Source organism: Lelliottia amnigena (genome assembly GCF_019047465.1).
Classification (GTDB): Bacteria; Pseudomonadota; Gammaproteobacteria; order Enterobacterales; family Enterobacteriaceae; genus Enterobacter; species Enterobacter amnigenus.
On the sequence record NZ_CP077236.1, the window covers coordinates 2,977,147 to 3,001,551 of the forward strand.

26 protein-coding genes and 1 pseudogene are annotated in these 24,405 nt (G+C 54.3%); 16 read left to right on the top strand and 11 right to left on the bottom strand.

Features of this window, described 5'->3' with window-relative positions:
- Position 1 precedes the first annotated feature (1 nt).
- The 5 genes from I6L74_RS13870 (at position 2) to I6L74_RS13890 (ending at position 4,966) form a co-directional block, all read left to right on the top strand.
- On the top strand, positions 2 to 856 hold the full coding sequence (locus tag I6L74_RS13870) for an isochorismatase (protein ID WP_059178702.1): 855 nt from the start codon (positions 2 to 4) through the stop codon (positions 854 to 856).
- Positions 856 to 1,611: a 2,3-dihydro-2,3-dihydroxybenzoate dehydrogenase EntA gene (gene entA, locus I6L74_RS13875; RefSeq protein ID WP_059178701.1), complete on the top strand. Its 756-nt coding sequence runs from the start codon at positions 856 to 858 to the stop codon at positions 1,609 to 1,611. Before I6L74_RS13870 ends, entA begins: the two co-directional genes overlap by 1 nt.
- Positions 1,611 to 2,024 (top strand): proofreading thioesterase EntH, encoded by a 414-nt coding sequence (entH, locus tag I6L74_RS13880; protein WP_059178700.1) that lies wholly within the window; start codon positions 1,611 to 1,613, stop codon positions 2,022 to 2,024. Before entA ends, entH begins: the two co-directional genes overlap by 1 nt.
- Before the next feature lie 547 nt (positions 2,025 to 2,571).
- Complete coding sequence (cstA, locus tag I6L74_RS13885; RefSeq protein ID WP_059178699.1) at positions 2,572 to 4,677, top strand: pyruvate/proton symporter CstA; 2,106 nt, start codon at positions 2,572 to 2,574, stop codon at positions 4,675 to 4,677.
- 91 nt (positions 4,678 to 4,768) lie between these two features.
- On the top strand, positions 4,769 to 4,966 hold the full coding sequence (locus I6L74_RS13890) for a YbdD/YjiX family protein (RefSeq protein WP_041689339.1): 198 nt from the start codon (positions 4,769 to 4,771) through the stop codon (positions 4,964 to 4,966).
- Here I6L74_RS13890 and I6L74_RS13895 read toward each other — a convergent pair.
- The 4 genes from I6L74_RS13895 to I6L74_RS13910 all read right to left on the bottom strand — a co-directional run bounded on the left by I6L74_RS13895 (position 4,963) and on the right by I6L74_RS13910 (position 7,763).
- Positions 4,963 to 5,367 carry a helix-turn-helix domain-containing protein gene (locus I6L74_RS13895; protein WP_059178698.1) on the bottom strand — a complete coding sequence of 135 codons (405 nt, stop codon included), beginning with the start codon at positions 5,365 to 5,367 and terminating at the stop codon, positions 4,963 to 4,965. The two genes, I6L74_RS13890 and I6L74_RS13895, sit on opposite strands and share 4 nt — an antisense overlap.
- Positions 5,345 to 5,644, bottom strand: coding sequence for a type II toxin-antitoxin system RelE family toxin (locus tag I6L74_RS13900; protein WP_072241809.1), 300 nt, complete (start codon positions 5,642 to 5,644; stop codon positions 5,345 to 5,347). Before I6L74_RS13900 ends, I6L74_RS13895 begins: the two co-directional genes overlap by 23 nt.
- A 200-nt stretch (positions 5,645 to 5,844) precedes the next feature.
- Positions 5,845 to 6,588: an SDR family NAD(P)-dependent oxidoreductase gene (locus I6L74_RS13905; protein WP_059178697.1), complete on the bottom strand. Its 744-nt coding sequence runs from the start codon at positions 6,586 to 6,588 to the stop codon at positions 5,845 to 5,847.
- 86 nt (positions 6,589 to 6,674) lie between these two features.
- Complete coding sequence (locus I6L74_RS13910; RefSeq protein WP_059178696.1) at positions 6,675 to 7,763, bottom strand: oxidoreductase; 1,089 nt, start codon at positions 7,761 to 7,763, stop codon at positions 6,675 to 6,677.
- A 159-nt stretch (positions 7,764 to 7,922) separates the two neighbouring features.
- Between I6L74_RS13910 and I6L74_RS13915 the strand changes: the two genes are divergently transcribed.
- From I6L74_RS13915 to I6L74_RS13930, 4 genes are all read left to right on the top strand, one after another.
- A complete protein-coding gene (locus I6L74_RS13915; protein ID WP_059178695.1) occupies positions 7,923 to 9,425 on the top strand; it encodes a sugar ABC transporter ATP-binding protein in 1,503 nt (500 codons plus the stop codon).
- Complete coding sequence (locus I6L74_RS13920) at positions 9,422 to 10,417, top strand: ABC transporter permease (protein WP_059178694.1); 996 nt, start codon at positions 9,422 to 9,424, stop codon at positions 10,415 to 10,417. The genes I6L74_RS13915 and I6L74_RS13920 overlap by 4 nt, the downstream gene beginning before the upstream one ends.
- Before the next feature lie 30 nt (positions 10,418 to 10,447).
- Positions 10,448 to 11,512 carry a sugar ABC transporter substrate-binding protein gene (locus I6L74_RS13925; RefSeq protein ID WP_059178693.1) on the top strand — a complete coding sequence of 355 codons (1,065 nt, stop codon included), beginning with the start codon at positions 10,448 to 10,450 and terminating at the stop codon, positions 11,510 to 11,512.
- Positions 11,513 to 11,938: 426 nt separating this feature from the next.
- A complete protein-coding gene (locus tag I6L74_RS13930) occupies positions 11,939 to 13,183 on the top strand; it encodes an LVIVD repeat-containing protein (RefSeq protein WP_059178692.1) in 1,245 nt (414 codons plus the stop codon).
- 558 nt (positions 13,184 to 13,741) lie between these two features.
- Here I6L74_RS13930 and mtnK read toward each other — a convergent pair.
- Entirely contained in the window at positions 13,742 to 14,941 is a 1,200-nt protein-coding gene (mtnK, locus tag I6L74_RS13935; RefSeq protein WP_059178691.1) for an S-methyl-5-thioribose kinase, read from the bottom strand.
- A gap of 105 nt (positions 14,942 to 15,046) precedes the next feature.
- On the opposite strand from mtnK, the gene mtnA reads away from it, so the two are divergent.
- Both mtnA and I6L74_RS13945 read left to right on the top strand, forming a co-directional pair.
- Complete coding sequence (mtnA, locus tag I6L74_RS13940; protein ID WP_059178690.1) at positions 15,047 to 16,063, top strand: S-methyl-5-thioribose-1-phosphate isomerase; 1,017 nt, start codon at positions 15,047 to 15,049, stop codon at positions 16,061 to 16,063.
- A gap of 42 nt (positions 16,064 to 16,105) precedes the next feature.
- Positions 16,106 to 16,585, top strand: coding sequence for an SRPBCC family protein (locus I6L74_RS13945; protein ID WP_059178689.1), 480 nt, complete (start codon positions 16,106 to 16,108; stop codon positions 16,583 to 16,585).
- 36 nt (positions 16,586 to 16,621) lie between these two features.
- Here the strand turns inward: I6L74_RS13945 and I6L74_RS13950 are convergent.
- A pseudogene (locus I6L74_RS13950) lies at positions 16,622 to 16,893 on the bottom strand (helix-turn-helix domain-containing protein).
- 106 nt (positions 16,894 to 16,999) lie between these two features.
- Here I6L74_RS13950 and I6L74_RS13955 point away from each other — a divergent pair.
- From I6L74_RS13955 to I6L74_RS13965, 3 genes are read left to right on the top strand one after another with little or no spacing between them, the layout of a single operon-like run.
- Entirely contained in the window at positions 17,000 to 17,230 is a 231-nt protein-coding gene (locus I6L74_RS13955; RefSeq protein WP_059178688.1) for a helix-turn-helix domain-containing protein, read from the top strand.
- A gap of 42 nt (positions 17,231 to 17,272) precedes the next feature.
- Positions 17,273 to 17,440, top strand: coding sequence for a hypothetical protein (locus I6L74_RS13960; RefSeq protein ID WP_156421715.1), 168 nt, complete (start codon positions 17,273 to 17,275; stop codon positions 17,438 to 17,440).
- A 26-nt stretch (positions 17,441 to 17,466) separates the two neighbouring features.
- Entirely contained in the window at positions 17,467 to 18,066 is a 600-nt protein-coding gene (locus tag I6L74_RS13965) for a DUF2971 domain-containing protein (RefSeq protein WP_164841569.1), read from the top strand.
- Between the two features lie 63 nt (positions 18,067 to 18,129).
- On the opposite strand, the gene I6L74_RS13970 is transcribed toward I6L74_RS13965, so the two are convergent.
- The 3 genes from I6L74_RS13970 to I6L74_RS13980 are packed head-to-tail and all read right to left on the bottom strand — an operon-like array spanning position 18,130 to position 19,969.
- Entirely contained in the window at positions 18,130 to 18,672 is a 543-nt protein-coding gene (locus I6L74_RS13970; protein WP_059178686.1) for a 1,2-dihydroxy-3-keto-5-methylthiopentene dioxygenase, read from the bottom strand.
- A complete protein-coding gene (gene mtnC / locus I6L74_RS13975; protein ID WP_059178685.1) occupies positions 18,669 to 19,358 on the bottom strand; it encodes an acireductone synthase in 690 nt (229 codons plus the stop codon). The genes I6L74_RS13970 and mtnC overlap by 4 nt, the downstream gene beginning before the upstream one ends.
- Positions 19,355 to 19,969 carry a methylthioribulose 1-phosphate dehydratase gene (locus I6L74_RS13980; RefSeq protein WP_059178684.1) on the bottom strand — a complete coding sequence of 205 codons (615 nt, stop codon included), beginning with the start codon at positions 19,967 to 19,969 and terminating at the stop codon, positions 19,355 to 19,357. Before I6L74_RS13980 ends, mtnC begins: the two co-directional genes overlap by 4 nt.
- Before the next feature lie 124 nt (positions 19,970 to 20,093).
- On the opposite strand from I6L74_RS13980, the gene I6L74_RS13985 reads away from it, so the two are divergent.
- On the top strand, positions 20,094 to 21,254 hold the full coding sequence (locus tag I6L74_RS13985; RefSeq protein ID WP_059178683.1) for a pyridoxal phosphate-dependent aminotransferase: 1,161 nt from the start codon (positions 20,094 to 20,096) through the stop codon (positions 21,252 to 21,254).
- Here I6L74_RS13985 and I6L74_RS13990 read toward each other — a convergent pair whose 3' ends face one another.
- The gene (locus I6L74_RS13990) at positions 21,255 to 21,881 is read right to left on the bottom strand and encodes an IbrB-like domain-containing protein (RefSeq protein ID WP_059178682.1); all 627 of its coding nucleotides are present in this window, start codon (positions 21,879 to 21,881) and stop codon (positions 21,255 to 21,257) included. It abuts the gene before it with no gap.
- Positions 21,866 to 23,089 (bottom strand): phosphoadenosine phosphosulfate reductase, encoded by a 1,224-nt coding sequence (locus tag I6L74_RS13995; RefSeq protein ID WP_059178681.1) that lies wholly within the window; start codon positions 23,087 to 23,089, stop codon positions 21,866 to 21,868. The genes I6L74_RS13990 and I6L74_RS13995 overlap by 16 nt, the downstream gene beginning before the upstream one ends.
- A 664-nt stretch (positions 23,090 to 23,753) precedes the next feature.
- Between I6L74_RS13995 and ahpC the strand changes: the two genes are divergently transcribed.
- Positions 23,754 to 24,317 (top strand): alkyl hydroperoxide reductase subunit C, encoded by a 564-nt coding sequence (gene ahpC, locus I6L74_RS14000; RefSeq protein ID WP_059178680.1) that lies wholly within the window; start codon positions 23,754 to 23,756, stop codon positions 24,315 to 24,317.
- The last annotated feature ends 88 nt before the right edge of the window (positions 24,318 to 24,405 follow it).

The window sequence follows — 24,405 nt, forward strand, 5'->3', positions numbered from 1 at the left end:
TATGGCGATTCCAAAATTAACCGGTTATGCACTGCCGACGGCCGCTGAACTGCCGAACAATAAAGTGAACTGGGCGTTCGAGCCCGAGCGCGCCGCGCTGTTGATCCACGACATGCAGGAATATTTCCTCAACTTCTGGGGCGAAAATTGCCCGATGATGGTGCAAGTGGTGGCGAACATCGCGCAACTTCGCGATTACTGCAAAAAGCACAATATTCCGGTCTATTACACCGCGCAGCCAAAAGAGCAGAGCGACGAAGACCGTGCGTTGCTGAACGACATGTGGGGGCCGGGGCTAACCCGCTCGCCGGAGCAGCAGCGTATCGTATCGGAACTGACGCCTGACGAAGCCGACACCGTGCTGGTGAAATGGCGCTACAGCGCGTTCCACCGCTCGCCGCTGGAGCAGATGCTCAAAGAGACGGGCCGCAATCAGCTGCTGATCACCGGCGTTTACGCGCACATCGGTTGTATGACGACCGCCACCGACGCTTTTATGCGTGATATCAAGCCGTTCTTTATCGCCGACGCGCTGGCCGATTTCAGCCGCGAAGAGCATCTGATGTCGTTGAACTACGTCGCGGGCCGCACCGGACGCGTGGTGATGACCGACGAACTGCTGCCGTCCGTACCCGCCAGCAAAGAGGCGCTACGTGCCGTGATCCTGCCGCTGCTGGACGAATCTGACGAGCCGATGGACGACGAAAACCTGATTGATTATGGTCTCGACTCCGTGCGCATGATGGCGCTGGCTGCCCGCTGGCGTAAAGTTCACGGCGATATCGATTTCGTGATGCTGGCAAAAAATCCGACCCTCGATGCCTGGTGGGCGCTGCTGTCCCGCGAGGTGAAGTGATGGCTGGATTCGATTTTACCGGTAAAACCGTTTGGGTGACGGGCGCGGGTAAGGGCATTGGCTACGCCACGGCGCTGGCGTTTGTCGAGGCCGGCGCGCAGGTAACTGGCTTCGATCTCGCGTTCCCGGCCAACGATTATCCGTTTGCGACAGAAACGCTGAACGTGGCGGACGCGTCACAGGTGAATGACGTATGCGAGCGCTTACTGAGAAATATTGAACGTCTGGACGTGCTGATCAATGCGGCGGGAATTTTGCGCATGGGCGCAACGGATCGGCTATCGCAGGACGACTGGCAGCAGACCTTTGCGGTAAACGTTGGCGGGGCGTTTAACCTGTTCCAGCAGACGATGGGCCAGTTCCGTCGCCAGCAGGGTGGGGCGATTGTCACCGTGGCCTCGGACGCCGCACATACCCCGCGCATCGGGATGAGCGCTTACGGCGCCTCGAAAGCCGCGCTGAAAAGCCTGGCATTGACCGTGGGTCTTGAGCTGGCGGGCAGCGGTGTGCGGTGTAACATCGTCTCACCAGGATCGACTGATACCGACATGCAGCGCACGCTGTGGGTAAGCGACGACGCCGAACAGCAGCGCATTCGTGGTTTTGGCGAGCAGTTTAAGCTGGGTATTCCGCTCGGCAAAATTGCGCGTCCGCAGGAGATCGCCAGCACGATTTTGTTCCTCGCTTCAGACCACGCCAGCCACATCACGCTGCAGGACATCGTGGTGGATGGCGGCTCAACGCTGGGGGCATAATGATCTGGAAACGTCACTTATCGCTTGAAGAACTTAACGCCACCAGCCTGAACACGATGGTGGCGCACCTGGGCATGGTTTATACGCGCATCGGCGACGACACCCTGGAAGCCGAAATGCCGGTGGATGCGCGTACGCATCAGCCGTTTGGCCTGCTGCACGGCGGGGCATCCGCGGCGCTGGCGGAAACGCTCGGTTCGATGGCCGGTTTTCTGATGACTCGCGACGGGCAAAACGTTGTGGGGACCGAGCTGAACGCGACCCACCATCGCGCGGTGTCGCAGGGAAAAGTGCGCGGCGTTTGTCAGCCGCTGCATCTTGGACGTCAGAACCAGAGCTGGGAAATCGTGATTTTCGACGAACAGGGACGCCGCTGCTGCACCTGTCGGCTGAGCACGATGGTGCTGGGGTAGTGGGTGCGGTTTGATGCCCTCACCCTAACCCTCTCCCACGGGAGAGGGAATCGCTTGTGCGGTGTTCTGCTCCTCCCGTAAACCAAAAATGCGCTCTGCTTTTCTCCCTCTCTCACGGGAGAGGGAATCGCTCGTGCGGGGTTTTGTTCCTTCTGTAAAACAAAAAGCGCTCCGCTTTTCTCCCTCTCCCCTGGAGAGAGGGAATCGCTCGTGCGGTGTTCTGCTCTTCCCGTAAAACAAAATGTGCTCTGCTTTTCTCCCTATTCCCTGGAGAGAGGGAATCGCTCGTGTGGTGTTCTGATCTTCCCGTAAAACAAAAAGCGCTCTGCTTTTTTCCCTCTCCCGTGGGGAGAGGGCTGGGGTGAGGGGCAAACATCAACTCAGTGCTATTTTCCATCCTGGCACTCGCTAAAGTGATCCGCTTAACACAGTGAAGTAAATATCTGGTTTGACCACGCATTATTGCGTTTCAAAGTTGTTAAATTTCAAGCCGTGATCTAGAAACAAAATGTAACATCTCACTGTTTCTCGCTAACGGATAACAACTATGAACAACTCAGGGAAATACCTCATCTGGGCAATGCTCTCTGTTGTAGGCGCATTTGCTCTGGGCTACATCGCCCTCAATCGTGGTGAACAGATCAATGCGCTATGGATAGTCGTGGCTTCCGTCTGCATTTATCTGATCGCATATCGTTTCTACGGACGTTTTATCGCCGACAAAGTGCTGGCGGTGGACGGTACTCGCATGACGCCCGCTGTTCGGCATAACGACGGCCTGGATTATGTTCCAACGGATAAAAAAGTGCTGTTTGGCCATCACTTTGCGGCGATTGCCGGGGCGGGTCCGTTAGTCGGACCGGTACTGGCGGCGCAGATGGGGTATCTGCCGGGGATGATTTGGATCCTGGCGGGTGTGGTGCTGGCGGGCGCAGTGCAGGACTTTATGGTGCTGTTCGTCTCGACTCGTCGCGACGGGCGTTCGCTCGGTGAGCTGGTGAAAGAGGAGATGGGCGCAACCGCTGGGGTTATCGCGCTGATCGCCACTTTTATGATTATGGTGATTATCCTGGCCGTGCTCGCGATGATCGTGGTGAAAGCCCTGACCCACAGCCCGTGGGGAACCTACACCGTAGCGTTCACCATTCCGCTGGCGCTGTTCATGGGGATCTACATTCGCTACATCCGTCCGGGGCGCATTGGCGAAGTGTCAATCATTGGCCTGTTCTTCCTGGTGTTCGCGATTATTTCGGGCGGCTGGGTGGCGGAGAGCCCAACCTGGGCGCCGTATTTTGACTTTACCGGCGTACAGCTGACCTGGATGCTGGTGGGTTACGGTTTTGTGGCGGCTGTTCTGCCGGTCTGGCTGCTGCTGGCCCCGCGCGATTACCTCTCTACCTTCCTCAAAATCGGGACTATCGTTGGCCTGGCGATTGGTATTTTGATCATGCGCCCGACGCTGACCATGCCAGCGTTAACCAAATTCATTGACGGCACCGGCCCGGTCTGGACCGGTAACATGTTCCCGTTCCTGTTTATCACCATCGCCTGTGGCGCGGTATCGGGCTTCCATGCGCTGATTGCATCGGGCACGACGCCGAAAATGCTGGCGAATGAAAACCAGGCGTGCCTGATCGGTTACGGCGGCATGCTGATGGAATCTTTCGTCGCCATCATGGCGCTGGTTTCTGCCTGCATTATCGATCCGGGCGTGTACTTTGCGATGAACAGCCCAATGGCGGTTCTGGCACCAGCTGGCACCGTTGACGTGGTCGCTTCTGCGGCGCAGGTTGTGAGCGGCTGGGGCTTTGCCATTACACCGGAAACGCTAACGCATATTGCCAATGAGGTAGGGGAACAGTCGATTATCTCCCGTGCAGGCGGCGCACCGACGCTGGCGGTGGGGATGGCGTATATCCTTCATGGCGCGCTCGGCGGGCTGATGGATGTATCGTTCTGGTATCACTTTGCCATTCTGTTTGAAGCGCTGTTTATTCTGACGGCGGTCGACGCTGGTACACGTGCCGCACGCTTTATGCTGCAGGATCTGCTGGGGGTGATCTCTCCGGGGCTGAAACGCACCGATTCATTGCCGGCGAACCTGCTGGCGACGGCGCTGTGCGTCCTGGCCTGGGGCTACTTCCTGCATCAGGGCGTGGTCGATCCGTTAGGCGGCATCAATACCCTGTGGCCGCTGTTCGGTATCGCCAACCAGATGCTGGCAGGCATGGCGCTAATGCTCTGCGCGGTCGTGCTGTTCAAAATGAAGCGTCAGCGTTACGCATGGGTGGCGCTGTTGCCAACCTCATGGCTGTTGATCTGTACGCTGACTGCTGGCTGGCAAAAAGCCTTTAGTCCGGACAACAAAGTCGGTTTCCTGGCAATTGCTAACAAGTTCCAGTCGATGATCGACAGCGGCAAAATCCCGGCGCAGTACACTGAGTCTCAGCTTTCACAGCTGGTGTTTAACAACCGCCTGGATGCCGGACTGACCATCTTCTTTATGGTGGTAGTTGTGGTGCTGGCGTTGTACTCTCTGAAGACCGCGCTGGCGGCACTCAAAGAAGACAAGCCGACGGCGAAAGAGACGCCATACGAGCCAATGCCAGAAAATCTGGATGACATTGTGACCCAGGCAAAAGGGGCGCATTAACTAATCACTCCTCTAACCCTCTCCCCTGTGGGGAGAGGGAACAGAGTAAACCCTCGGCCTTATGGGAGAGGGATTGAATGAGAGAAACAGCATGTTCGACACGTTATCCAAAGCAGGTAAATATTTAGGCCAGGCAGCAAAAATGATGATTGGCGTGCCGGACTACGACAACTATGTCGAGCACATGCGTGTCACCCATCCCGATCAGTCGCCGATGACCTATGAAGAATTTTTCCGCGATCGTCAGGACGCGCGCTACGGTGCCAAAGGCGGCGTGAAGTGCTGTTAGCCTTCCTTAGGCAGATAGAGACTAATTTGTTCCTGGGTGCAGCCGTAAATCGCGGCCAGCTTTTCTCGCGTGCGCTTCTGCGGGCGAGAATCCACCGCTTCAAGCTGCGAAACGGCAGACTGGCTGATGCCGAGTTTGTCGGCCACTTCCTGCTGAGATAATCCGCGCAGAATTCGCCACGCGGCCTGCAGGCTGACTTGCTGAGAAGTCATGAGGCTGCAAACGTCAGCGGGTAATCCAACGTCATCGTAGATATCCTTTTCGTCATCAACGCTTTCCCAGTCATCCTCATTTTCGTCGTCATATTCAGCCGCTTGCGGGAGCATGCGAAGATAGTCATCATAAGGAATGACTGCATATTGTGGTTTTCCATCAGCATCAGCGATCAGTTGCACATCCATAGGGAACGCTTTCCTCGTGAAGATAGGTCGTTGAGCTTCTTCGCTTGACTGCCACGATGTAGCAAACATCTCGTGATTCGCCCTGAAACATAAAGATTACGCGGTATTCACCCGCTCTAAGCCGGTGGTAATTGCCCGGTAGAGATAGCTTTTTAATATCTGGTTGAGGCGCATTTTTATCGGTTATCGAGTTCACTTTCTCTTCGATTCTCGATTGTGAGCGCACCTCAATTTTAGCTAAATCTCTTTTTGCAGCTCTTGACCAGATAATCTTCATCCGTACCTCCACTGTACGCCCCTGCATTTTATAAGGAAATAATAAGATTATTAGTTAAATTCTGATTTTCTTATGCAGGTACTGTAAAGCGCAGAAAAGACGGGGGAAAGCGGCAAAATGCAGGGTGTCGGGATGGCTCGCAAACGCCTCTGCCGGTCGACAGAGGCGTGCAAAAAGGCGGAATTGCTATCGCAAATTTCTCAGGCGTTTAACCCACCATCCACATCCAGACCGGTGCCAGAAATCTGTCCGGCCTGTGGACTGGCGAGAAACGTCACTGCCGCCGCAATATCCTCCGGCGTACCGTAATGTCCGGTAGCAATCAGCTGACGCTGTGAGTCGGCCTGTTCGCCATCCGCCGGATTCATATCGCTATCCGTTGGGCCAGGATGCACCAGGTTGACGGTGATTCCCCGTGGTCCCAGGTCGCGCGCCAGGCCACGTGTCAGGGAGTTAAGCGCCGATTTGCTCATTGAATACACGGAGATTCCCGGCTGAGCCACGCGATTGGCCAAACAGCTGCCAATGTTGATGATGCGCCCGCCGTCTTTGAGATGCGCAAGGGCGGCCTGGATGGCGATCACGACGCCGCGAATATTCACGTTGATCACCGCGTCGATATCGTCCAGTGACATGGATTCCAGCGGGCCACCGCGCGCGATCCCGGCGTTGTTGACCAGAATATCCAGCCCGCCCAAGGTTTGCGCCGTTTGGTTAACCGCCTGCTGAATAGCCTGAGCGCTTGCGCTGTCCGCCTGAATGGCCTCGCTGCGCCGTCCAAGCGCGGCGATTTCATAGGCGACAGCCTGGGCTTTATCGGCGGATTTTTCATAGGTGATAACCACATCGGCACCTGCGCGTGCCAGCGACAACGCAATGGCGCGCCCCAGCCCACGGCTGGCGCCGGTGACCAGCGCCTTTTTACCTGTTAAATCGATCTGCATGATGACCTATTACGAGAGTGGTGAGATTCATCATTAGGTATAGAGGGAGTTTGCCCCCCGTCAATGCGCTGAACGGGGGAGGGGAATTACTGGCGGAAGGATTCCACTTTCTCAAATGCGGCGCGTAAAACGTCAGGTGACAGCGCAACCGGCAGGTAATGAATGGATTCTACCGGGCGCAGCGTGTGGGCGATGACCCGATCCAGTTCGGCGCGGTTGTTGATGTCCACGTCCAGCTCGCGCAGGGTGGTCGGCAGATTGAAACGCGTATACGCGGCAATCAGTTGTGCCAGAACGTCGTCCTGACCGAGCAGGGCACTTTGCACCAGAATGCCGTAAGCGACCTTCGTGCCGTGCAGGAATTTTTCGGTCTGCGGCAACACGGTTAAACCGTTATGGACCGCATGCGCGGCCGCCACGCGGGTATAGCGTTCGCCCAGCCCACCGACCATGCCGCCACCGGCGATAATGGCATCAACCACATCGCGAAATGCCTGCGTCTGCTCACCGCGCGCCTGATCCGCCAGCGCCTGTTCGCTGCTCTCCAGCAGCACGTCACGGATCGCCAGCGCCCCGTTAATGCCCAGACGCACGGTTAACGACAATTCTTCAGGTTTTGGCGCGAGAACCACCGCTTCATACCATTTCGCCAGCGTATCGCCGATGCCCGCCAGCAGATATTCCGCCGGGGCGTTCAGAATAATTTGCGGCTCAACCAGCACCAGGAAATTGGCGTCATCGAAGATCTCAAACTGCAACGCCTGACCGGCGTCGTTATACCAGACCGAAAGCGGCGTCCAGGCGGCACAGGTGGCGGCAATGGTTGGAATACCGACGAAGGGCACCGTTAAACGTCGCGCGACCGCTTTTACGGTGTCCATCACCGCGCCGCCGCCCACGCCAATCACGACGCTGACGTCACTGCCTGATTCATTCACCAGATGCGTGACATCGCGCTCGCTGCAGTGGCCCTTGAACAGCAGATGTTTTGCGCCCTCGGCGTTAAAGCTGTCTGGCAGAAAAGGGCGTGCCCCTTCGATGGCGCGTTCGCCGTAAATCCACACTGCGCGGGAAAGTTGTTCTGGCGTGAAGAAATCGTTCAGGCGCGCAAGGCTGCCGCTGTGGGAGAAGTAGTTGGCCGGGCCGGGTACGACACGAATATCGGTATTGCTCATTTTGGGTGTCCTTTTTGCGAAGCGCTAACCTGATGTTATGTCTGGACATCCGGATGGCTAATAATATTTAGCTTTATCTTATGCCTTTTCTATCATTGCCAGTCAACCCGACCTGTGAAAAATTCCATAAATCAAAATATTAATGAAGGATTTACGCGGATGGTCTCCAGTCGCCTTGAGATGCGCGGTATCAGCCTGGCCTTTTCCGGGTTTCAGGCGCTGTCGCGCGTGGATTTCACGCTGACGGGCGGAACCGTGCACGCGCTAACGGGTGCAAACGGCGCTGGCAAATCGACGCTGATGGCGGTGCTGTGCGGCACCCACGACCACTACGAGGGTGAAATCAGCATTAATAATCAGCCGGTCGCGATCCGCGAGCCGCTCGACGCCAAACGGTTGGGCATTCATCTGGTGCAGCAGGAAGTCGACGTGGCGCTCATCCCCGGATTAAGCATCGCTGAAAATATTATGCTCGATAACCTGGCACTGCCGGGGCATCGCTACCGATGGCGTGCCATCCGCGAGCAGGCAAAGCAGGCGCTGGCGCAGCTCGACGTTTCCCTGAACGTGCATCGCTCGATTGACAGCTGCTCGCTGGCGGAAAAACAGCAAATTTTGCTGGCGCGCGCGCTGTCGCATCACTGTCGTTTTCTGATCCTTGATGAGCCGACCGCACCGCTGGACGCCCACGAAAGCGAACGCCTGTTTGCGGTGGTCAGACGCCTGCAACAGCAGGGCATCGGCGTGGTGTTTATCTCCCATCGCATCCATGAACTGAAAGCGATTTGCGACACCTTAACGGTGCTGCGTGACGGGAAATTGATTGAATCCGGTCCAATGGCGACCTTGAGCGGTGAAGAGATCGTCGAAAAAATGCTCGGTCACGAGCTGAGCGATATCTATCCGCCAGCGCGGCCAAAACACAGCGACGAAACGCTGCTGCGCGTGGAAGGGCTGCACGATGACGCGCTGCTGAAAGATATCTCGCTGCATCTGCGTAAAGGTGAAATTCTCGGTATCGCCGGGCTGGCGGGCGCGGGAAAAACCGAATTGTGCAAGGCGCTGTTTGGCGCGAGCAAAAGCCGCGTAGAGCGTGGTGAATTACATCAACAACCCTGGAAGCCGCGCGATCCGGCGGATTCCGTGCTGCGCGGGCTGGCGCTGGTCCCGGAGGAGCGGCGCAAAGAGGGCATTTTTATCGACGAGCCGGTGAGCATGAATTTGTCGGTGAGCGCCGATAACAGCTTCTCGCGCTGGAGCCTGTTCGGGCATCGTCAGGCGTGGCGGTGGGCAGAGGAAGTGATCGCCCGCGTCGGCGTGAGTGCGCGTGGTCCCGGGCAGGTGTTGCGTCGTCTTTCCGGCGGCAACCAGCAAAAAGTGGCGATTGGCAAATGGCTGCGCAATGAGGCCTGCGTGCTGATTTTTGACGAGCCCACCAAAGGCGTGGACGTCAAAGCCAAAACCGATCTGTTCCAGCTTATTGATGGCCTGGCGCGCGAAGGCAAAGGGGTGATTTACGCCTCGGGTGAATTCGCCGAACTGGTCGGATTGTGCGACCGCATCTGCGTGCTGTGGGACGGACGCATCGTGGCGGAAATCGCCGGGGCCGAAGCCAGCGAAGAGACATTACTTTATTATTCAACCGGAGGTACGGCGTCGTGAGCAAGGCCCTTTCAGTAAATACAGCGGCGTCGGGCCGTCAGCAGTTTTTCGATTTTCTCTATAAATGGGGCATGTTGCTGACCGTTGTCGCGCTGGTCGCGATTTTTGGTATCGCATCGGATAACTTCCTCGATCCCTTTAACATCATCAATATCTTGCGATCGATCGCCATCGTCACGGTGATCGCCATTGGCGTCTCAATCTCACTGACCGTCGGTGGCTTTGATCTGTCGGTCGGGTCAACGGCGTCGCTGGCGAATGCGCTGGTGATCTCCCTTTTCGTCTGGCACGGATTTGGCACCACCGAATCGATTCTGATCACCCTGGCGCTTTGTACATTGGTCGGGCTGTTTAACGCCTTTCTCATCGTGATCCTGCGCATTCCGGACATGCTGGCGACCCTTGCCAGCCTGTTTGTGATTCAGGGTGTGGCGATGACCTACAGCTACGGCGGATCGATTACCGAAAACATGGTACTGCCGAGCGGCGATATGGCGGAAGGGGCCATTCCGGCGGCGTTTGGTCTGCTGGGTCAGGTGCCCACGATTGTAATCATCATGCTGGCAGTAACGCTGCTGGCACAGCTTGGCTTATCGCTGACCACGCACGGACGCCGTATGTACGCCATCGGTGGCAATCCGGAAGCGGCGCGTCTTTCCGGTATTCGCACCACCCGTTACAAAGTGGCGGCCTACGTGATTGCGTCGCTGCTGGCGGGGCTTGGCGGTATTTTGCTGGCGTCGCGCATCGGATCGTCGCAGGTGAATGCGGGCGGGGGCTATCTGATGGATGCGGTCGCGGCGGCGTGGATCGGTTTTTCGCTGGCGGGTTCCGGCAAACCCAATGCGCTGGGCACGCTGGTGGGGGCAGTGATCCTCGGCGTTTTATCGAACGGGCTGGTGATGCTTTCGGTGCCGTATTACGCCATGGACATTATAAAAGGGCTGGTGCTGGCAGCGGCGCTGGCGCTGACTTACATACAAAAACGCTAACAACATTTCACAACACAACGGGATAACAGAATGAAAAAAATCGCACTCTCTTTGGTAGCGCTGGGTTTACTGAGTTCATTGCCTGGTTACGCGGCAACGCCTGCGCCGGTTCCGGCGGCGATCGCTAACCATGAAGGCCCGATCCGCATTGCGGTGATCCGTAACCTGGGCTCCGATGACAACACCACGCAGTTTGTTTCGGGCGCCATTCAGGAAGGTAAAAAGCTCGGCTTTAAGGTCAGCACTTTTCTGAGTAACGGCGATGACGCTAAATTTCAGGACTTTGTGAATCAGGCGATTAGCCAGAAATATGATGGCATTATTTTGTCTCAGGGCCGTGACCCGTATTCCACCGCGCTGGTGAAAAAAGCCGTCGATGCGGGGATCAAAGTGGCGGTATTTGATACGGCCGTTAACGGTGAAATTCCCGGCGTGACCGTCACCCAGCAGGATGATGCCTCGTTAACGAACCTGTCGTTCGGTCAACTGGCGAAAGATTTCAACGGCAAAGCCAATATCATCAAGCTGTGGGTAGCAGGCTTCCCGCCGATGGAGCGCCGTCAGGCGGCGTATAAAGAATTACAAAAACAGTATCCGGGTATCAAAGAGCTGGAATCTATCGGCGCCGTTTCTTCTGACGTGCAGGGCGATACGGCGAACAAAGTCGGCGCGGTGCTGGCGAAATACCCGAAAGGCCAGATCGACGCGATCTGGGGCACCTGGGATGCGTTCAGCCAGGGCGCGTATAAAGCGCTGAAAGAGAATGGCCGTACTGAAATCAAACTCTACAGCATTGATATTTCTAATCAGGATTTGCAGCTGATGCGTGAATCCGGCAGCCCGTGGAAAGTGAGCGTGGCGGTCGATCCTAAGCTGATTGGCGCGACTAACGTGCGTCTGATCGCGAATAAAATCGCCGGTGAAACCACCCCTGCGACTTATGATTTTAAAGCGGCGGCAATCCCGCAGGCGCTCCTGGCGGCGCAGCCTGGCGCGGTGAATGTGGCGTCTCTTGGCAAAATCATTCCAGGCTGGGGCCAGACGGAAGATTTCGTCGCGCCGTGGTTTGCGACGCTGGAAGCGAAAAGTCATTAATAGATTTATACGGTGCGCTCTGATGCCCTCACCCCGACCCTCTCCTACGCGGAGAGGGGGGAAAGGCTAAAAACGTCAACAGCGTTGCCGTTTAGGTTTTACCTTGTGCGGTCTGATGCCCTCACCCCGTCCCTCTCCCACGGGAGAGGGGGAAAGGCTAAAAACGTCAACAGCGTTGCCGTTTAGGTTTTACCTCGTGCGGTCTGATGCCCTCACCCCGACCCTCTCCTACGCGGAGAGGGGGAAAGGCTAAAAACGTCAACAGCGTTGCCGTTAAGGTTTTGCCTCGAGCGGTCTGCCCTCACTACGAACCTCTCCCACGGGGAGAGGGTAAAAGCCCCATTCTGACCTTCTTCCGGGGGAGAGGGTAAAGACTCACTCCGCTCGTCTCCCTGTGGGAGAGGGCGAAAATCAACAGGATGTGATATGAACTCTTCATTACCCACCCCTGAATACAGCCGCAATATGCGGCTGATCGGCCATAGCGATCAGGGTGGTCGCCCGGACGGCGTTCAGCTGATGGTGCATCGCGGTTTTGCCTATATCGGTCATATGGTGTCGCAGGGTTTTTCGATTGTGGACGTGCGCGACCCAAAAAATCCCAAAGCGGCGGGCTATGTGCCTGCGCCGCCGGGCACGTGGAATGTCCATTTGCAGGCGCATGACGATCTGCTGCTGGTGATCAACGCCCGCGATCTGTTTGCCGATGCGCGCTTTGCCGACGAAAAGGTCTATTACACCCGTCAGGTCGGTGAAACCGTCAGCGACGTGCAGGACAAAGGCTGGAGCGCGGGGCTGCGAATTTTTGATATTTCAACGCCGGATAAGCCACGCGAAATCAGCTTCCTGTCACTCGACGGGATTGGTATCCACCGTATCTGGTACGTTGGCGGACGCTGGGCCTATGTTTCGGCGCTGATTGACGGTTTTACCGATTATATTTTCCTGACAATCGATCTGGCAGATCCGCGCAAACCGGAAGTGGCCGGCCGCTGGTGGCTGCCAGGGATGAATCAGGCAGAAGGTGAGCAGCCAAACTGGCCCGAAGGTAAACGCTATGCGCTACACCACGCAATTATTGCCGGTGATACGGCCTACGGCAGCTGGCGTGACGGCGGGTTGACGCTGCTGGATGTGAAGGATCGCACCCAGCCGAAACTTATCAGCCATCGCAACTGGAGCCCGCCGTTTGGCGGCGGTACGCATACGGCGCTGCCGTTGCCGGATCGCGATTTGCTGGTGGTGCTGGACGAAGCGGTGCTGGATAACCAGGAAGACGGCGAGAAGCTGATCTGGCTGTTTGATATTCGCGAGCCCTCGAATCCGGTGAGTATTTCTACCTTCCCGCAGCCGGATGAGCGGGATTATGTGGCGAAAGGGGCGCACTTCGGGCCGCATAATTTGCACGAAAACCGCCCTGGCAGCTTTATCAGTTCGACGCTGATTTTTGCCACGTATCAGAATGCGGGTGTTCGCGCCTACGATATCTCGAATCCGTATCGACCGGTGGAAACCGGCGCATTGGTGCCGGCTGCGCCCGCGAAAATGATGGATACGCGCCCGAACCGCCCGCAGGTGATTCAGTCTTGCGATGTGTTTGTGGATGCGCAGGGGATTATTTACAGCACGGATTATAACGGTGGGTTGTCGGTGATTGAGTATTTGGGGTGAGGGATCGCTAAAACGTAAGTGTGCGCGTAATTTACTCTCGCTCCATTACCATTTGGGATAGGGCAGAGGTGAGGGCACGCAGGCGGCTCTGCCTTTCTCCCTCTCCATTAGGGAGAGGGTTGGGGTGAGGGGGAATAGGCGGCTCTCTTTTCCTTTAGCGATTGAGACGTTCTCATCAATTCGATATCAAAGCGTCTCCCTGGTCCGGCTGTAAATCGCTGAGTCGTTGACTGAAGGCCGGGGCGACGCGCATGGATGCGCGGCGAGGGCGCATTTACAGGGACGTTACAGCGCCCGTCCCCGATAGCCGGAAGGAATAAGACGAAGGCACCGCACAGCGGCGATTTTCTTGCCGGGAGCCCGGGTCGCCAGGGTGGTGGCGAGTGAGCCACCCTGGCACGTTCACAAGTGCTGTTTTATAAATGAAGCAGGAAACATAAAGTGAACGGAATAATCTCCTGAGCCATATGCTCCTCCCTCTCCCCAAAGAGGACAGGGAGTACAATGTGCAAATCGTGGACTTGTGGGGATTACGCAACCCACGGCAGAGAGAGAAAATCAGCTATATTGACGAACCCTCGCCACCAGCGCCTCCGCGCTATCAATTCGGTCGGCAATCACGATAAGCGCTCTGCCAAGCGTAATGGCGTGGCGCAGGCATTCGTGGCGCATCGCGTCGTCTTTGATGGTATCGATATCCGCGACGTGCGACAGCCCCACGCTGCGGCGAATCAACTCCGTGCCGCAAAAACCGATCGCATCGGTCCAGACTTTTTTCAGGAACTGCGAGGCATAACCCGGCGCAGACAGCGCCGCATCGCGGGTTTTCTCGGTCGCCAGCGCCTGGAAGCGTTCAGAAAAGGTATTCCACAGTTCCTGTATATCAGCCAGACGCTGCTCGCGGGCGGCCGCGGCATCGCGGATCCCCAAATGCCCCGGCAGGCCGCAGAAGTTCAGCAGCAGGTTACCGATCGCCGTGCCGATATCAAAACCGATCGGGCCGTAATAACCGAACTCCGCATCGATCGCTTTTAGGCTGCCCTTGGCAACAAAAATAGAGCCGCTGTGGATATCGCCGTGCAGAAGCGCTTCGGCCTGCGAGAAGAAACGGTGCTTCAAAGAAGCAACAGCAATTTTCAGCTGATCGTCACTGCGCAGCGCGGCGACGTCAGCCTCCAGTTCAGCCGGATAATTATTGCGCTCGTGAATCTGATACGGGTCGTTGAAGAACAGGTCTTCGGTGATCTCGCACATTTCCGGGTTAATGTATTTTGCTACCTGCGCTTTTTTGGCGTGCGGATGCAGATAAAAATCGCTGGTATGGAACAGCGTATGCGCCAGATATTCACCCAACTGACGTGAGGCCTGCGGATAATACACGCCGCTAATCAGTTCGCCGCGCCAGATTTTATGACTGGAGAGATCTTCCATCACCATCACCGCCAGTTCCGGGTCGTAATGATGGATTTTGACCGTGTGCTGCGGGCTGTGCTGGTAATGTTCAACCAGCGTTTGCGCCTCTAAACGCGCGCGGTCCAGGGTTAACGGCCATGACTCGCCAACGCAGCGCACGTAAGGCAGCGCCTGCTTAACGATGATGCGGCTTACGCCTTGGGCGTCGAAAATTTTAAACACCAGATTGAGGTTGCCGTCGCCTATCTCCTGCGCCTCTACCAGCGATGATGGGTTATCGAGGCCGCCGAACTGCTTTGCATACTCCACGGCATCCTGGGCGGTAAAGGTACGGTATTGCGACATTGCGTGTTCCTCATGGGTTCTGGTAATAAAGACATTTAGACGTCTATACATCTGAATTTTATCCTGACACAATGTGATACATCAACGCAACAGAGAATTAACGACATGCAGACATTACAGACGACCAGCCTGCGGGTGGCGGATAATCAGCTCTTTATTCTCGATCAACAGGCGCTTCCGCAGGAGAAACGCTGGCTGGATGCGTCCACCGTTGAAGCTCTGGTGGGACACATTCACGCTCTGCGCGTACGCGGCGCACCGCTGATCGGACTTTCTGCAAGCCTTCTGCTGGCGCTGTTAGCGGAAAACGGTCACAGCCGCGACGAGCTGGCGACGGCGCTGGACACGCTGCGCGCCTCGCGCCCGACGGCGGTCAACCTGATGAACAATCTCGATCGGATGAAGCAGGCGTTATGGCAGGAAGATTTTGTTCCGGCATTGGTGGCTGAGGCGCTGCGCCTGATTGAGGAAGATAAGCAGCTCTGCGATGCGATTGCGCGGGCGGGAAGCCAGCTGGTGAAACCGGGCAGCCGGTTGCTGACCCACTGCAACACCGGCGGGCTGGCGACGGCGGGCGTGGGGACGGCGCTGGGCGTGATAGCGATTGCGCATCAGCAGGGAAAAATCACCAATGTTTGGGTGGATGAAACGCGTCCGCTGTTGCAGGGGGGCAGGCTGACGGCATGGGAGCTGGGCGAGCTGGGTGTGCCGTATCAGCTGATCACCGATTCGATGGCTGCCAGCCTGATGGCGAAAGGGCAGGTCGATGCGGTGTGGGTCGGCGCGGACAGGATTGCCGCCAATGGCGATGTAGCAAACAAAATCGGCACCTACTCTCTGGCGGTGCTGGCGAAATTCCACGGCATTCCTTTTTATGTGGCCGCCCCGCAGACGACGTTGGATCCAAACTGTCCAAACGGCGAGGCCATCCCGATTGAGCAGCGCGATGCCCGTGAAGTGACCGGCGTGGCGGGTAGTTTTGGTGCGGTACAGTGGGCACCGGAAAATGCGCAGGTATATAACCCAGCGTTTGACGTGACGCCTGCGGCGCTGATTAGCGGGTGGGTGCTGGATACGGGCGTGGTGACGCCGCAAGAGGTCGCGGAAGGGAAATTTGCCTGAGCTTGGCTATCCTTTAAGAGTTTCCCTTTAGAGGACATCATCGTGACGCTCGATCCTGAAACAGACTTGAAGCTGGAGCGCGTGGTGGACGCACCGCACGACCTTCTGTGGCTCTGCTGGACCACGCCAGAGCACATCAAAAATTTTTTCATCCCTGCACCCCATAAGGTGACCGAATGCGAGCTCGATCTCCGCGTGGGCGGACGGTTTAACACCGTGTTTGAGGTGGACGGGCAGCGGATGGATAACCAGGGTGTGTTTCTGGAAATCGATCCCGGTAAAAAGCTGGTTTTTACCGACGGCTACACCGAAGGCTGGAAACCGGCCGAGAAGCCGTTTATGACGGCGATTTTATTGCTGGAAGAGATGGGCGAGGGCAAAACCCGCTACACGGCGATTGCGCGCCATCCGACGAAGGAACTCCGCGAGCAGCATGAGCAGATGGGCTTCCACGAAGGGTGGGGGATTGTGCTGGATCAACTGGTGGGGTATGTGAAGTCTCTTCAACCCCCTCTCCCTTGAGGGAGAGGGTTGGGGGTGAGGGGGAGAACGCACCGATCATGCTGAAAAAAGATTTCTCTTTTTGGTATTTCTCATCTGACGAAATATTGGCTCTCCCTTTTCTTCAAAGTACCTTTCCGGCCATATCACATCGGGCGGAATGTCTAGCGCCTGAGCAATAAGCAATTCACCTTTGGGCATGGTCAGGTAAGCGCGTTTGCCAGTGCGGATGAGGAAAGGCCAGCCTTTCTGGACAACGCAGCCAGGCTTGTTCCATGTTTCTTTAGTGCAGCGATAATATCGGCCGGGTGCCAGTTCTGATGACGCATTGTGTCCTCCTTACATGTGTTCGTTACGTGCTCAAATATCCTCTTTTGGGATGAGAACGCAATGGGAGGATATTCGATTTCAGGATATTTGTAGGGAATCGGAACCATGGCCTCAGTTTACTCAGATGAATACCAGCGTGTTATCAATGCGTTGAAGAAAGCTCGTAAAGAGAAAGGGATTACGCAGGCTCAGCTTGCGGAAGCGCTGGGAAAACTGCAGTCTTTTATCGCGAAAGTGGAAAACGGTGAGCGCAGATTGGATGTGGTAGAGTTTGTGCATTTGGCGAGGTTGGTTGGTGTGGAACCAATCAGTGCCTTAAATGAAATTTTTATTTGAACAACTTGATATTTATAACTCCTTAATAAAGTGAGGGTGTCTATGGAAAAAGCCAAGCAAGCTATCTTTACTAATATTAGTAAGTTATATCACTATCAGTCATTCAAAGCAGAATGGTTAAAAGAAACTCTTCTGGAAAATAAAATATATTGCTCACATCCAGCTGACTTTAATGACCCTTGGGATATGAAGCCTCTCATAAAAATTTAGATAGTGAAATTATTAGTATGGAGTTCTTGGATTATTTAAAAAATGCAATGGTTGAAAGAGGGATTTCTAAAGATGCAATGAATTTAGCTTTAAATGATTCTTCATTTCTAAATTATATGTCCGTAAGTAGCGCCATAGCACATTGGAATTTTTTCGAAGAAAATTTTAGAGTGTATTGCCTAAGTCCTAAAAATGATAATTTGTTAATGTGGTCTCATTATGCCGATAAACATCATGGTATCTGCTTAGAGTTTGATACAGATAATCTTATTTTTGGTAGTGCCTGGAAGGTCGAATATCATGATGAATATCCATATTATTCATGGCGAAACGACTATGACCCTGTAAGACTTGCACTAACCAAAGCAACTTGCTGGAATTATGAAGAAGAGTATCGAATCTTACCTAAGACAAATCAAGCTAATGAATATCAGCAGCAATCAATTGTCGTCGATGAATATAATAAATTAGTATTTCCACGGCAAGCATTGAAATCAATAATAATAGGTTGCAAGGCGAATTATGATGAGATACGTGATTTTATCTATGAGTTGAGGCCTGATTTATCTGTGCGGAAAGCTCAAATGCAACATAATCATTATGGTCTGAATATTACGGCTATGTAAGGTCAAATATCTTTTGGCACCAATGACATTTAATTTATCAATGGTGCTTGTAATCACATAAATTTAAGCGAGTCTCGGATACGCATCCGCGATCGCATCACCCGTAAAGTGCGCAATCCAGCCTTCGGGGTTATCGAAAATACGGATCGCGGTGAAGTTCGGCTCTGAACCCATATCAAACCAGTGTGGCGTGCCCGCAGGAACAGAAATCAGATCGTTTTTCTCGCACAGCACCTGATAGACCTGGTCATCGATATGCAGGCAGAAAAGTCCGGCACCTTCCACGAAGAAGCGCACTTCGTCTTCACCGTGAGTGTGTTCGTTAAGAAATTTGGCGCGCAGTGCCTCTTTCTGAGGGTTGTCCGCGCGCAGACTGATCACATCCCAGCTTTGATAGCCTTTTTCGGCTACCAGCTTATCAATGGCGTGCTGATAAGCGTTGATCACCGTCTCCGCTACCGGATCCTGACCCAGATCGCGGTCGGCTTCCCAGCGCTCAAAGCGCACGCCGCGTGCGTTGAGTTTATCGGCAATGTCTGCGGCGTCGGTGCTGTGCCACAGCGGCTCACGGGTTTCTGTTTCCGAATAAATGGTCAATGCGCTCATGAAGGGATCTGCTCCGGATTAATCTCGTCGAATTGGTGGATCTGATGGTGATGGCTTGCGCCGTCCTCATCGCCGCGAATCAGCTGCAGGGTGCGAAAACCGGCCTGTTCAGCCGCGTCCAGCTCTTCATGAATATCCGAGAGGAACAGGATTTGCGAAGGCGATACGCTGATTTGCGCCGCAATGTTCTGATAAGACTGAACGTCGCGCTTGGCGCCGACGCGGGTATCAAAATAGCCGCTGAACAGATGAGTAATATCACCTTCGTCGCTGTAGCCAAATAACAGTTTCTGCGCGGCAACAGACCCCGAGGAATAAACATAGAGATCAATGCCTTGTGCCTTCCATTTTTCGAGCGCAGGCAAAACGTCCGGATAAAGCTGACCGGTAAAATCGCCGTTGACGTATCCGTCCTGCCAGATAATTCCCTGCAACGCTTTTAATGCCGTGGATTTACGATCTTCGTCCATAAAGGAAAACAACGCGTCGACCAGCTCACCCGTCGTGGCGTGCGGCGCAGCGATTTCATCACGCAAGTTGTCCAGAATGGATTTCACCGGCTCGGCGTATTGCTGGGCGGTGACAAATGCCGCCAGCCGCTCACGCGCGTAGGGAAACAACACATTGTGCACAAAACGAATATCGCTGGTGGTGCCTTCAATATCCGTCACAATCGCGCGAATCATATTTTCTCCAGTTGTCGTAAACGCATTTCGCATTCAAATAAGAATTCTAAACCTTCCAGATGACGGCGGGCTTCTGCCACATCGCGTCCCCAGCAGGTTAAGCCATGACCGCGCAGAAGAAAACCATAATTAAAGGGGCGTTCTTGCGCGTAATGGGCAATTCGCGACGCGAGAGCATCAATATCCTGGTCATTATCGAAAACCGGGATTGTCACCGTGTCCAGGTGTGTGCTTTGTCCGGCGAGGGATTTTTGCATTTCAAACCCGCTGAGATGCAGCTCTGTCTCTTTCACCAGGCGCGAGAGTACGGTGGCGTTGACGGTATGAACGTGCAGCACCGCGTTGGCCTCGGGAAACAGGCGGTAAATCAGCGTATGCAGCCCGGTTTCTGCCGAAGGTTTACGGCCAGACGGCGCGCGGTTGCTGGCGATGTTCACTTGCAGGAAATCGTCAATGGTCAGGCTGCCTTTGTCTTTGCCCGATTCGCTGAGCCAGCAAAAGGTGTCGTCCTGGCGAATCGACATGTTTCCGCCCGTCGCGGGTGCCCAGCCTTTTGCGCCAATCCAGCGGCAGGCGTCGACCAGTTGCGTGAGTTGCAGGTTGTCTGTCATTTTCCTTTTCCCTCTGTCGGTCAGGAATATTGATATGATTTAGACGTCTAAGCGTCTTGATTGCCAAAGACTAACATCGTGTTATAGTGTCAGCAACATAAGTATTACATGCAGGCATGACACCATGAGCAATAACTCGTTGATTCCGCAGAGCAAACTTCCCAACCTTGGCACCACAATCTTCACGCAAATGAGTGCGCTGGCGCAGCAGCATAACGCCATTAACTTGTCGCAGGGATTTCCGGATTTTGACGGGCCAACCTATTTGCAGGAACGGCTGGCGTATCACGTTGCACAGGGCGCTAACCAGTATGCACCCATGACGGGCGCGCAGCCGCTGCGTGAAGCCATTGCCGATAAAACGCAGGAGCTGTACGGCTACAAACCGGATGCCAACAGCGACGTGACCGTTACGGCGGGAGCGACGGAAGCGTTATACGCGGCGATTACGGCGCTGGTGCGGGCGGGCGATGAGGTGATTTGCTTTGACCCGAGCTACGACAGCTATGCGCCAGCGATTGAATTATCGGGCGGTGTGGTAAAACGTATTGCGCTCCAGCCTCCACATTTTCGCCCGGACTGGCAGGCGTTCGCGGCGTTACTCAGCGACAAAACCCGTCTGGTGATCCTGAATACGCCGCACAATCCGTCGGCCACGGTCTGGCGAAAAGCGGATTTTGCTGCGCTGTGGGAGGCGATTGCTGAACGCGAAATTTATGTCCTGAGCGATGAAGTTTACGAACATATCTGTTTTGCCGAAGAGGGACACGCCAGCGTTTTAGCGCATCCGCAGCTGCGCGAGCGCGCGATTGCCGTTTCGTCTTTTGGCAAAACCTATCACATGACCGGCTGGAAAGTGGGGTATTGCGTTGCTCCCGCCGCTATTAGCGCGGAACTGCGCAAAGTGCATCAGTATCTGACGTTTGCGGTGAATACCCCGGCACAGCTGGCGCTGGCGGATATGCTCCGCGCTGAGCCGGAACATTATCGTGAGTTACCGGAATTTTATCGCGCCCGTCGCGATCGGTTTGTGAACGCGTTAGGCGCGAGCCGTCTGGAGATTTTGCCCTGCGAGGGGACCTACTTTTTGCTGGCAGATTACAGCGCCATTTCCGATCTGGACGACGTGAGTTTCTGTCAGTGGCTCACCAAAGAGGCGGGCGTGGCCGCCATTCCGTTATCGGTGTTTTGCGCCGATCCGTTCCCGCATAAACTGATTCGTCTCTGTTTTGCGAAACAGGAATCGACGCTATTAGCCGCGGCAGAGCGTCTGAATACGCTCTGACTATTTGACGGTCCAGGCTTCTGAGAAACGACGGTCTGCAAAGAGCTCCAGCAGGCCGTTGATTTGCTTCAGTCGCAACACTTCATCGCTATCCATGCCCAACTCCGTCCCGATTTTGGTTTCATCCCAACCGAGTAATACCAGCTCACGCACAATCTCGGACATCGCATTTATTTGGTGGCGTCCCCGCGCACGGTTATGGCGAATGGTCGCGGCAATCCGGTCAATTTTGTCCTTTCTCTCTTTACGCAGGCAGGTCACCGGTAAATAGCCTTTCAGCTGGCGCTTCAAAGCCGCACGTTGAGTGCCAGTTTCATACCGATGAAATCCATCCACAATTTCGTAATGATGCGGATCGTTTTCGGTGACCACGATGGGCTGCGTGAACCCATCCAGCTCCAGTGATTTACAGAGCAGTCTTTTCTCAGGCGGCGCAACATTATTGGGGTTGTAATCGTTAGCGGTAATAGCGTCCTGTTTAATCCACAGCACACAATCAACGGGCTGCTCCCGAAAAGGGCTGAGCTCATGAATCGCCTGGCGAAAAGCGTTGATTGCCTCAATTCGCTGGTCTTCTGAAAGTGATTGCAAATAATTTTGCACGTCATGAATTAATCGTTGTTGCATAAAATCCCCCACTCCTTGCGTTTATTTTTGATCCGTTCACTGTAGCGTTGGTAATGCTTTGGTTTATTTGGGCTGAAAGACAGGGCCCGACACCAGTAATCATTATTAAGAAGTACCTTACAAATTCGACGCCAGGACGGAATATCAGTGGAGCCAATATCACCCGTCTGGGTATCAGGAATATCGCTCATGCCTTGCTTTTCATACCAGTGTAAATAGACGGCGATTTTATTGCGATAATGTTCGGCGGTGACGTGCGGCATGCTGTTGAGTAAGAGCATGGCGTATTCTTTCCAGCACAAATGTTCAGGTTTGAGAATTTTTCGATGGCCGTAAAAATGGTTGTCGTGACCCGCGTAAATACCGCCGCTTCTGACGCCGCTAACGCGTTCGCACATGGCTGCCCAGCGTTCCGGTTCGAGCACATGATAGAGCCACAAGCCCTGGCGCTGTTCAGGGCCGAAAGGTTCGCAAATGCGCATATAGCGCAGCGGCACGCCTGCCTGATACATCAGATTGTATAAGGGGTTATAGCAGCAGCCGCTTTTTGCAAACCAGGTCCAGATGTCGGCCGTTTTCCAGTCATAAAGCGGATAGATATACCAGGCATGGCCGCCCGGCGCGACGGTGGTCCAGGGTTTATCATCCGCAAACCGCTTTTTACGCGCGTTCGCGATGCCCAAAAAACGGTTATAGGATTCATCTGCACGAATGCCAATCATCACCGTTGCCGGGCGCTTTTGCGCAAACCAGCCTGAAAAGTCTCTGACGAACGCTTCGAAAGTCATTCCTTGCTGGTAAAAATCAAAATAGCCAGGGTCAGTAATGGCGTCTTCAGGCGGCTGACGAACCCAGTCAGTGCCGGGTTCCCAGCATTGCCATTCGGGCTGGAATTGTGAAAGCGAGTTTTGGGTTGTGAGCGGCAGAGCGACCCAAAAAAAGTGGTCGATGACATCGCGGTACAGCGCGCGCATGTTTTCGATATGGTGAATGGTGCAGGAAAATTGCGCCTCCCAGTCGATAAATAAGACGCTAATTTTCCTTTTCTGCTTCCGCGCGATTTGTGCGGTCAAATGCAACATGATGGTGGAGTCTTTGCCTCCGGAAAAAGAGACGCAGACGTGAGGTAAATTTTCCAGCGCCCATCCGATGCGTTCTTTTGCGGCATCCAGGACGTTCAGATCCAGTGGGTATTTATATATTGACATGGTGAATCTCATTTTAATTATATATAGATATTCATATATTTAACGCAGCGTATTGTGCAATTCTAAAGCAATTTCCTTTGAGTGAGGGATAAAGTTTCACATAAATAAAAATTCTGTGGGGCTTGTCAGCTTTTTATCGGGCCGGTTTTAGAAAATGGATTTTTTATTTTGAGGGGGTAAGCGTTGAGTTTTGATTGATAGTTTTGTTTTTATAATAATTCATATTAATGATTAATTAATTCTTTATTCTTGAGTTAAATTTATTTAATAAAGATTAATATTATCACAGGATATAGTCTTAATGGATTTATCCAAAAAAGTTAGGCAATTCCTATCGCAGCCATAGGCACGAATGCCGCTGCTGCGCATTGCCCAACGCTCGCGCGGGTGATGTAATCACGTTGCTGTAACGGATCGGCTAAGGTCCTGTAGAGCGCAACGCATCGCCAGGTTATCTGGCACTGAATCGACCTGCGGGACGTTCAGGTAACAGGGCCGCCCGTTGAGGCGGCCTTTTTACGTTTTGCAGACCGAAAAGCATCGTTCAGGCAAGTGATGGTCGGGTTGTAAGGTATCGCTGATTGATTTGATACGGCAAACGCATTGGCTCCATCAGATGAAGTTCGTTACCTTAGCTCTCAACGAAAACACGGAGGAAGTACAGATGTCCTTGATTAACACCAAAATTAAACCTTTCAAAAACCAGGCGTTCAAAAACGGCGAATTCATCGAAGTCACCGAGAAAGACACCGAAGGCCGCTGGAGTGTGTTCTTCTTCTATCCAGCTGACTTCACTTTCGTTTGCCCGACCGAACTGGGCGACGTAGCGGATCATTACGACGAACTGCAGAAACTGGGCGTGGACGTTTATTCCGTTTCCACTGATACCCACTTCACTCACAAAGCATGGCACGGCAGCTCCGACACCATCGCCAAAATCAAATACGCGATGATCGGCGACCCAACTGGCGCCCTGACCCGTAACTTCGACAACATGCGTGAAGATGAAGGTCTGGCAGATCGTGCAACCTTCGTTGTTGACCCGCAGGGCATCATCCAGGCCATCGAAGTTACCGCTGAAGGTATCGGCCGTGATGCGTCTGACCTGCTGCGTAAAATCAAAGCGGCACAGTACGTTGCGTCTCACCCAGGCGAAGTGTGCCCGGCGAAATGGAAAGAGGGTGATGCGACCTTAGCGCCATCTCTGGACCTGGTCGGCAAAATCTAATTTCCCGTCGTCTTTCGCGCCAGTGCTGCGTTGGCAGCGCCTGTTCACCCCGGTCACTGACCTGTGTCAGCTCCCGGGGATTCTCAGG

What these genes read in the sequence shown, in the direction of transcription:
- I6L74_RS13980 (WP_059178684.1), bottom strand. Translation starts at nt 19,969, where the DNA reads ATGACAGACAACCTGCAACTCACGCAACTGGTCGACGCCTGCCGCTGG.
- mtnK (WP_059178691.1), bottom strand. Translation starts at nt 14,941, where the DNA reads ATGTCGCAATACCGTACCTTTACCGCCCAGGATGCCGTGGAGTATGCA.
- I6L74_RS13870 (WP_059178702.1), top strand. Translation starts at nt 2, where the DNA reads ATGGCGATTCCAAAATTAACCGGTTATGCACTGCCGACGGCCGCTGAA.
- mtnA (WP_059178690.1), top strand. Translation starts at nt 15,047, where the DNA reads ATGCAGACATTACAGACGACCAGCCTGCGGGTGGCGGATAATCAGCTC.
- entH (WP_059178700.1), top strand. Translation starts at nt 1,611, where the DNA reads ATGATCTGGAAACGTCACTTATCGCTTGAAGAACTTAACGCCACCAGC.
- I6L74_RS13985 (WP_059178683.1), top strand. Translation starts at nt 20,094, where the DNA reads ATGAGCAATAACTCGTTGATTCCGCAGAGCAAACTTCCCAACCTTGGC.
- I6L74_RS13895 (WP_059178698.1), bottom strand. Translation starts at nt 5,367, where the DNA reads ATGGATGTGCAACTGATCGCTGATGCTGATGGAAAACCACAATATGCA.
- entA (WP_059178701.1), top strand. Translation starts at nt 856, where the DNA reads ATGGCTGGATTCGATTTTACCGGTAAAACCGTTTGGGTGACGGGCGCG.
- mtnC (WP_059178685.1), bottom strand. Translation starts at nt 19,358, where the DNA reads ATGATTCGCGCGATTGTGACGGATATTGAAGGCACCACCAGCGATATT.
- I6L74_RS13925 (WP_059178693.1), top strand. Translation starts at nt 10,448, where the DNA reads ATGAAAAAAATCGCACTCTCTTTGGTAGCGCTGGGTTTACTGAGTTCA.
- I6L74_RS13900 (WP_072241809.1), bottom strand. Translation starts at nt 5,644, where the DNA reads ATGAAGATTATCTGGTCAAGAGCTGCAAAAAGAGATTTAGCTAAAATT.
- I6L74_RS13955 (WP_059178688.1), top strand. Translation starts at nt 17,000, where the DNA reads ATGGCCTCAGTTTACTCAGATGAATACCAGCGTGTTATCAATGCGTTG.
- I6L74_RS13990 (WP_059178682.1), bottom strand. Translation starts at nt 21,881, where the DNA reads ATGCAACAACGATTAATTCATGACGTGCAAAATTATTTGCAATCACTT.
- I6L74_RS13960 (WP_156421715.1), top strand. Translation starts at nt 17,273, where the DNA reads ATGGAAAAAGCCAAGCAAGCTATCTTTACTAATATTAGTAAGTTATAT.
- I6L74_RS13890 (WP_041689339.1), top strand. Translation starts at nt 4,769, where the DNA reads ATGTTCGACACGTTATCCAAAGCAGGTAAATATTTAGGCCAGGCAGCA.
- I6L74_RS13930 (WP_059178692.1), top strand. Translation starts at nt 11,939, where the DNA reads ATGAACTCTTCATTACCCACCCCTGAATACAGCCGCAATATGCGGCTG.
- I6L74_RS13915 (WP_059178695.1), top strand. Translation starts at nt 7,923, where the DNA reads ATGGTCTCCAGTCGCCTTGAGATGCGCGGTATCAGCCTGGCCTTTTCC.
- cstA (WP_059178699.1), top strand. Translation starts at nt 2,572, where the DNA reads ATGAACAACTCAGGGAAATACCTCATCTGGGCAATGCTCTCTGTTGTA.
- I6L74_RS13910 (WP_059178696.1), bottom strand. Translation starts at nt 7,763, where the DNA reads ATGAGCAATACCGATATTCGTGTCGTACCCGGCCCGGCCAACTACTTC.
- ahpC (WP_059178680.1), top strand. Translation starts at nt 23,754, where the DNA reads ATGTCCTTGATTAACACCAAAATTAAACCTTTCAAAAACCAGGCGTTC.
- I6L74_RS13995 (WP_059178681.1), bottom strand. Translation starts at nt 23,089, where the DNA reads ATGTCAATATATAAATACCCACTGGATCTGAACGTCCTGGATGCCGCA.
- I6L74_RS13905 (WP_059178697.1), bottom strand. Translation starts at nt 6,588, where the DNA reads ATGCAGATCGATTTAACAGGTAAAAAGGCGCTGGTCACCGGCGCCAGC.
- I6L74_RS13970 (WP_059178686.1), bottom strand. Translation starts at nt 18,672, where the DNA reads ATGAGCGCATTGACCATTTATTCGGAAACAGAAACCCGTGAGCCGCTG.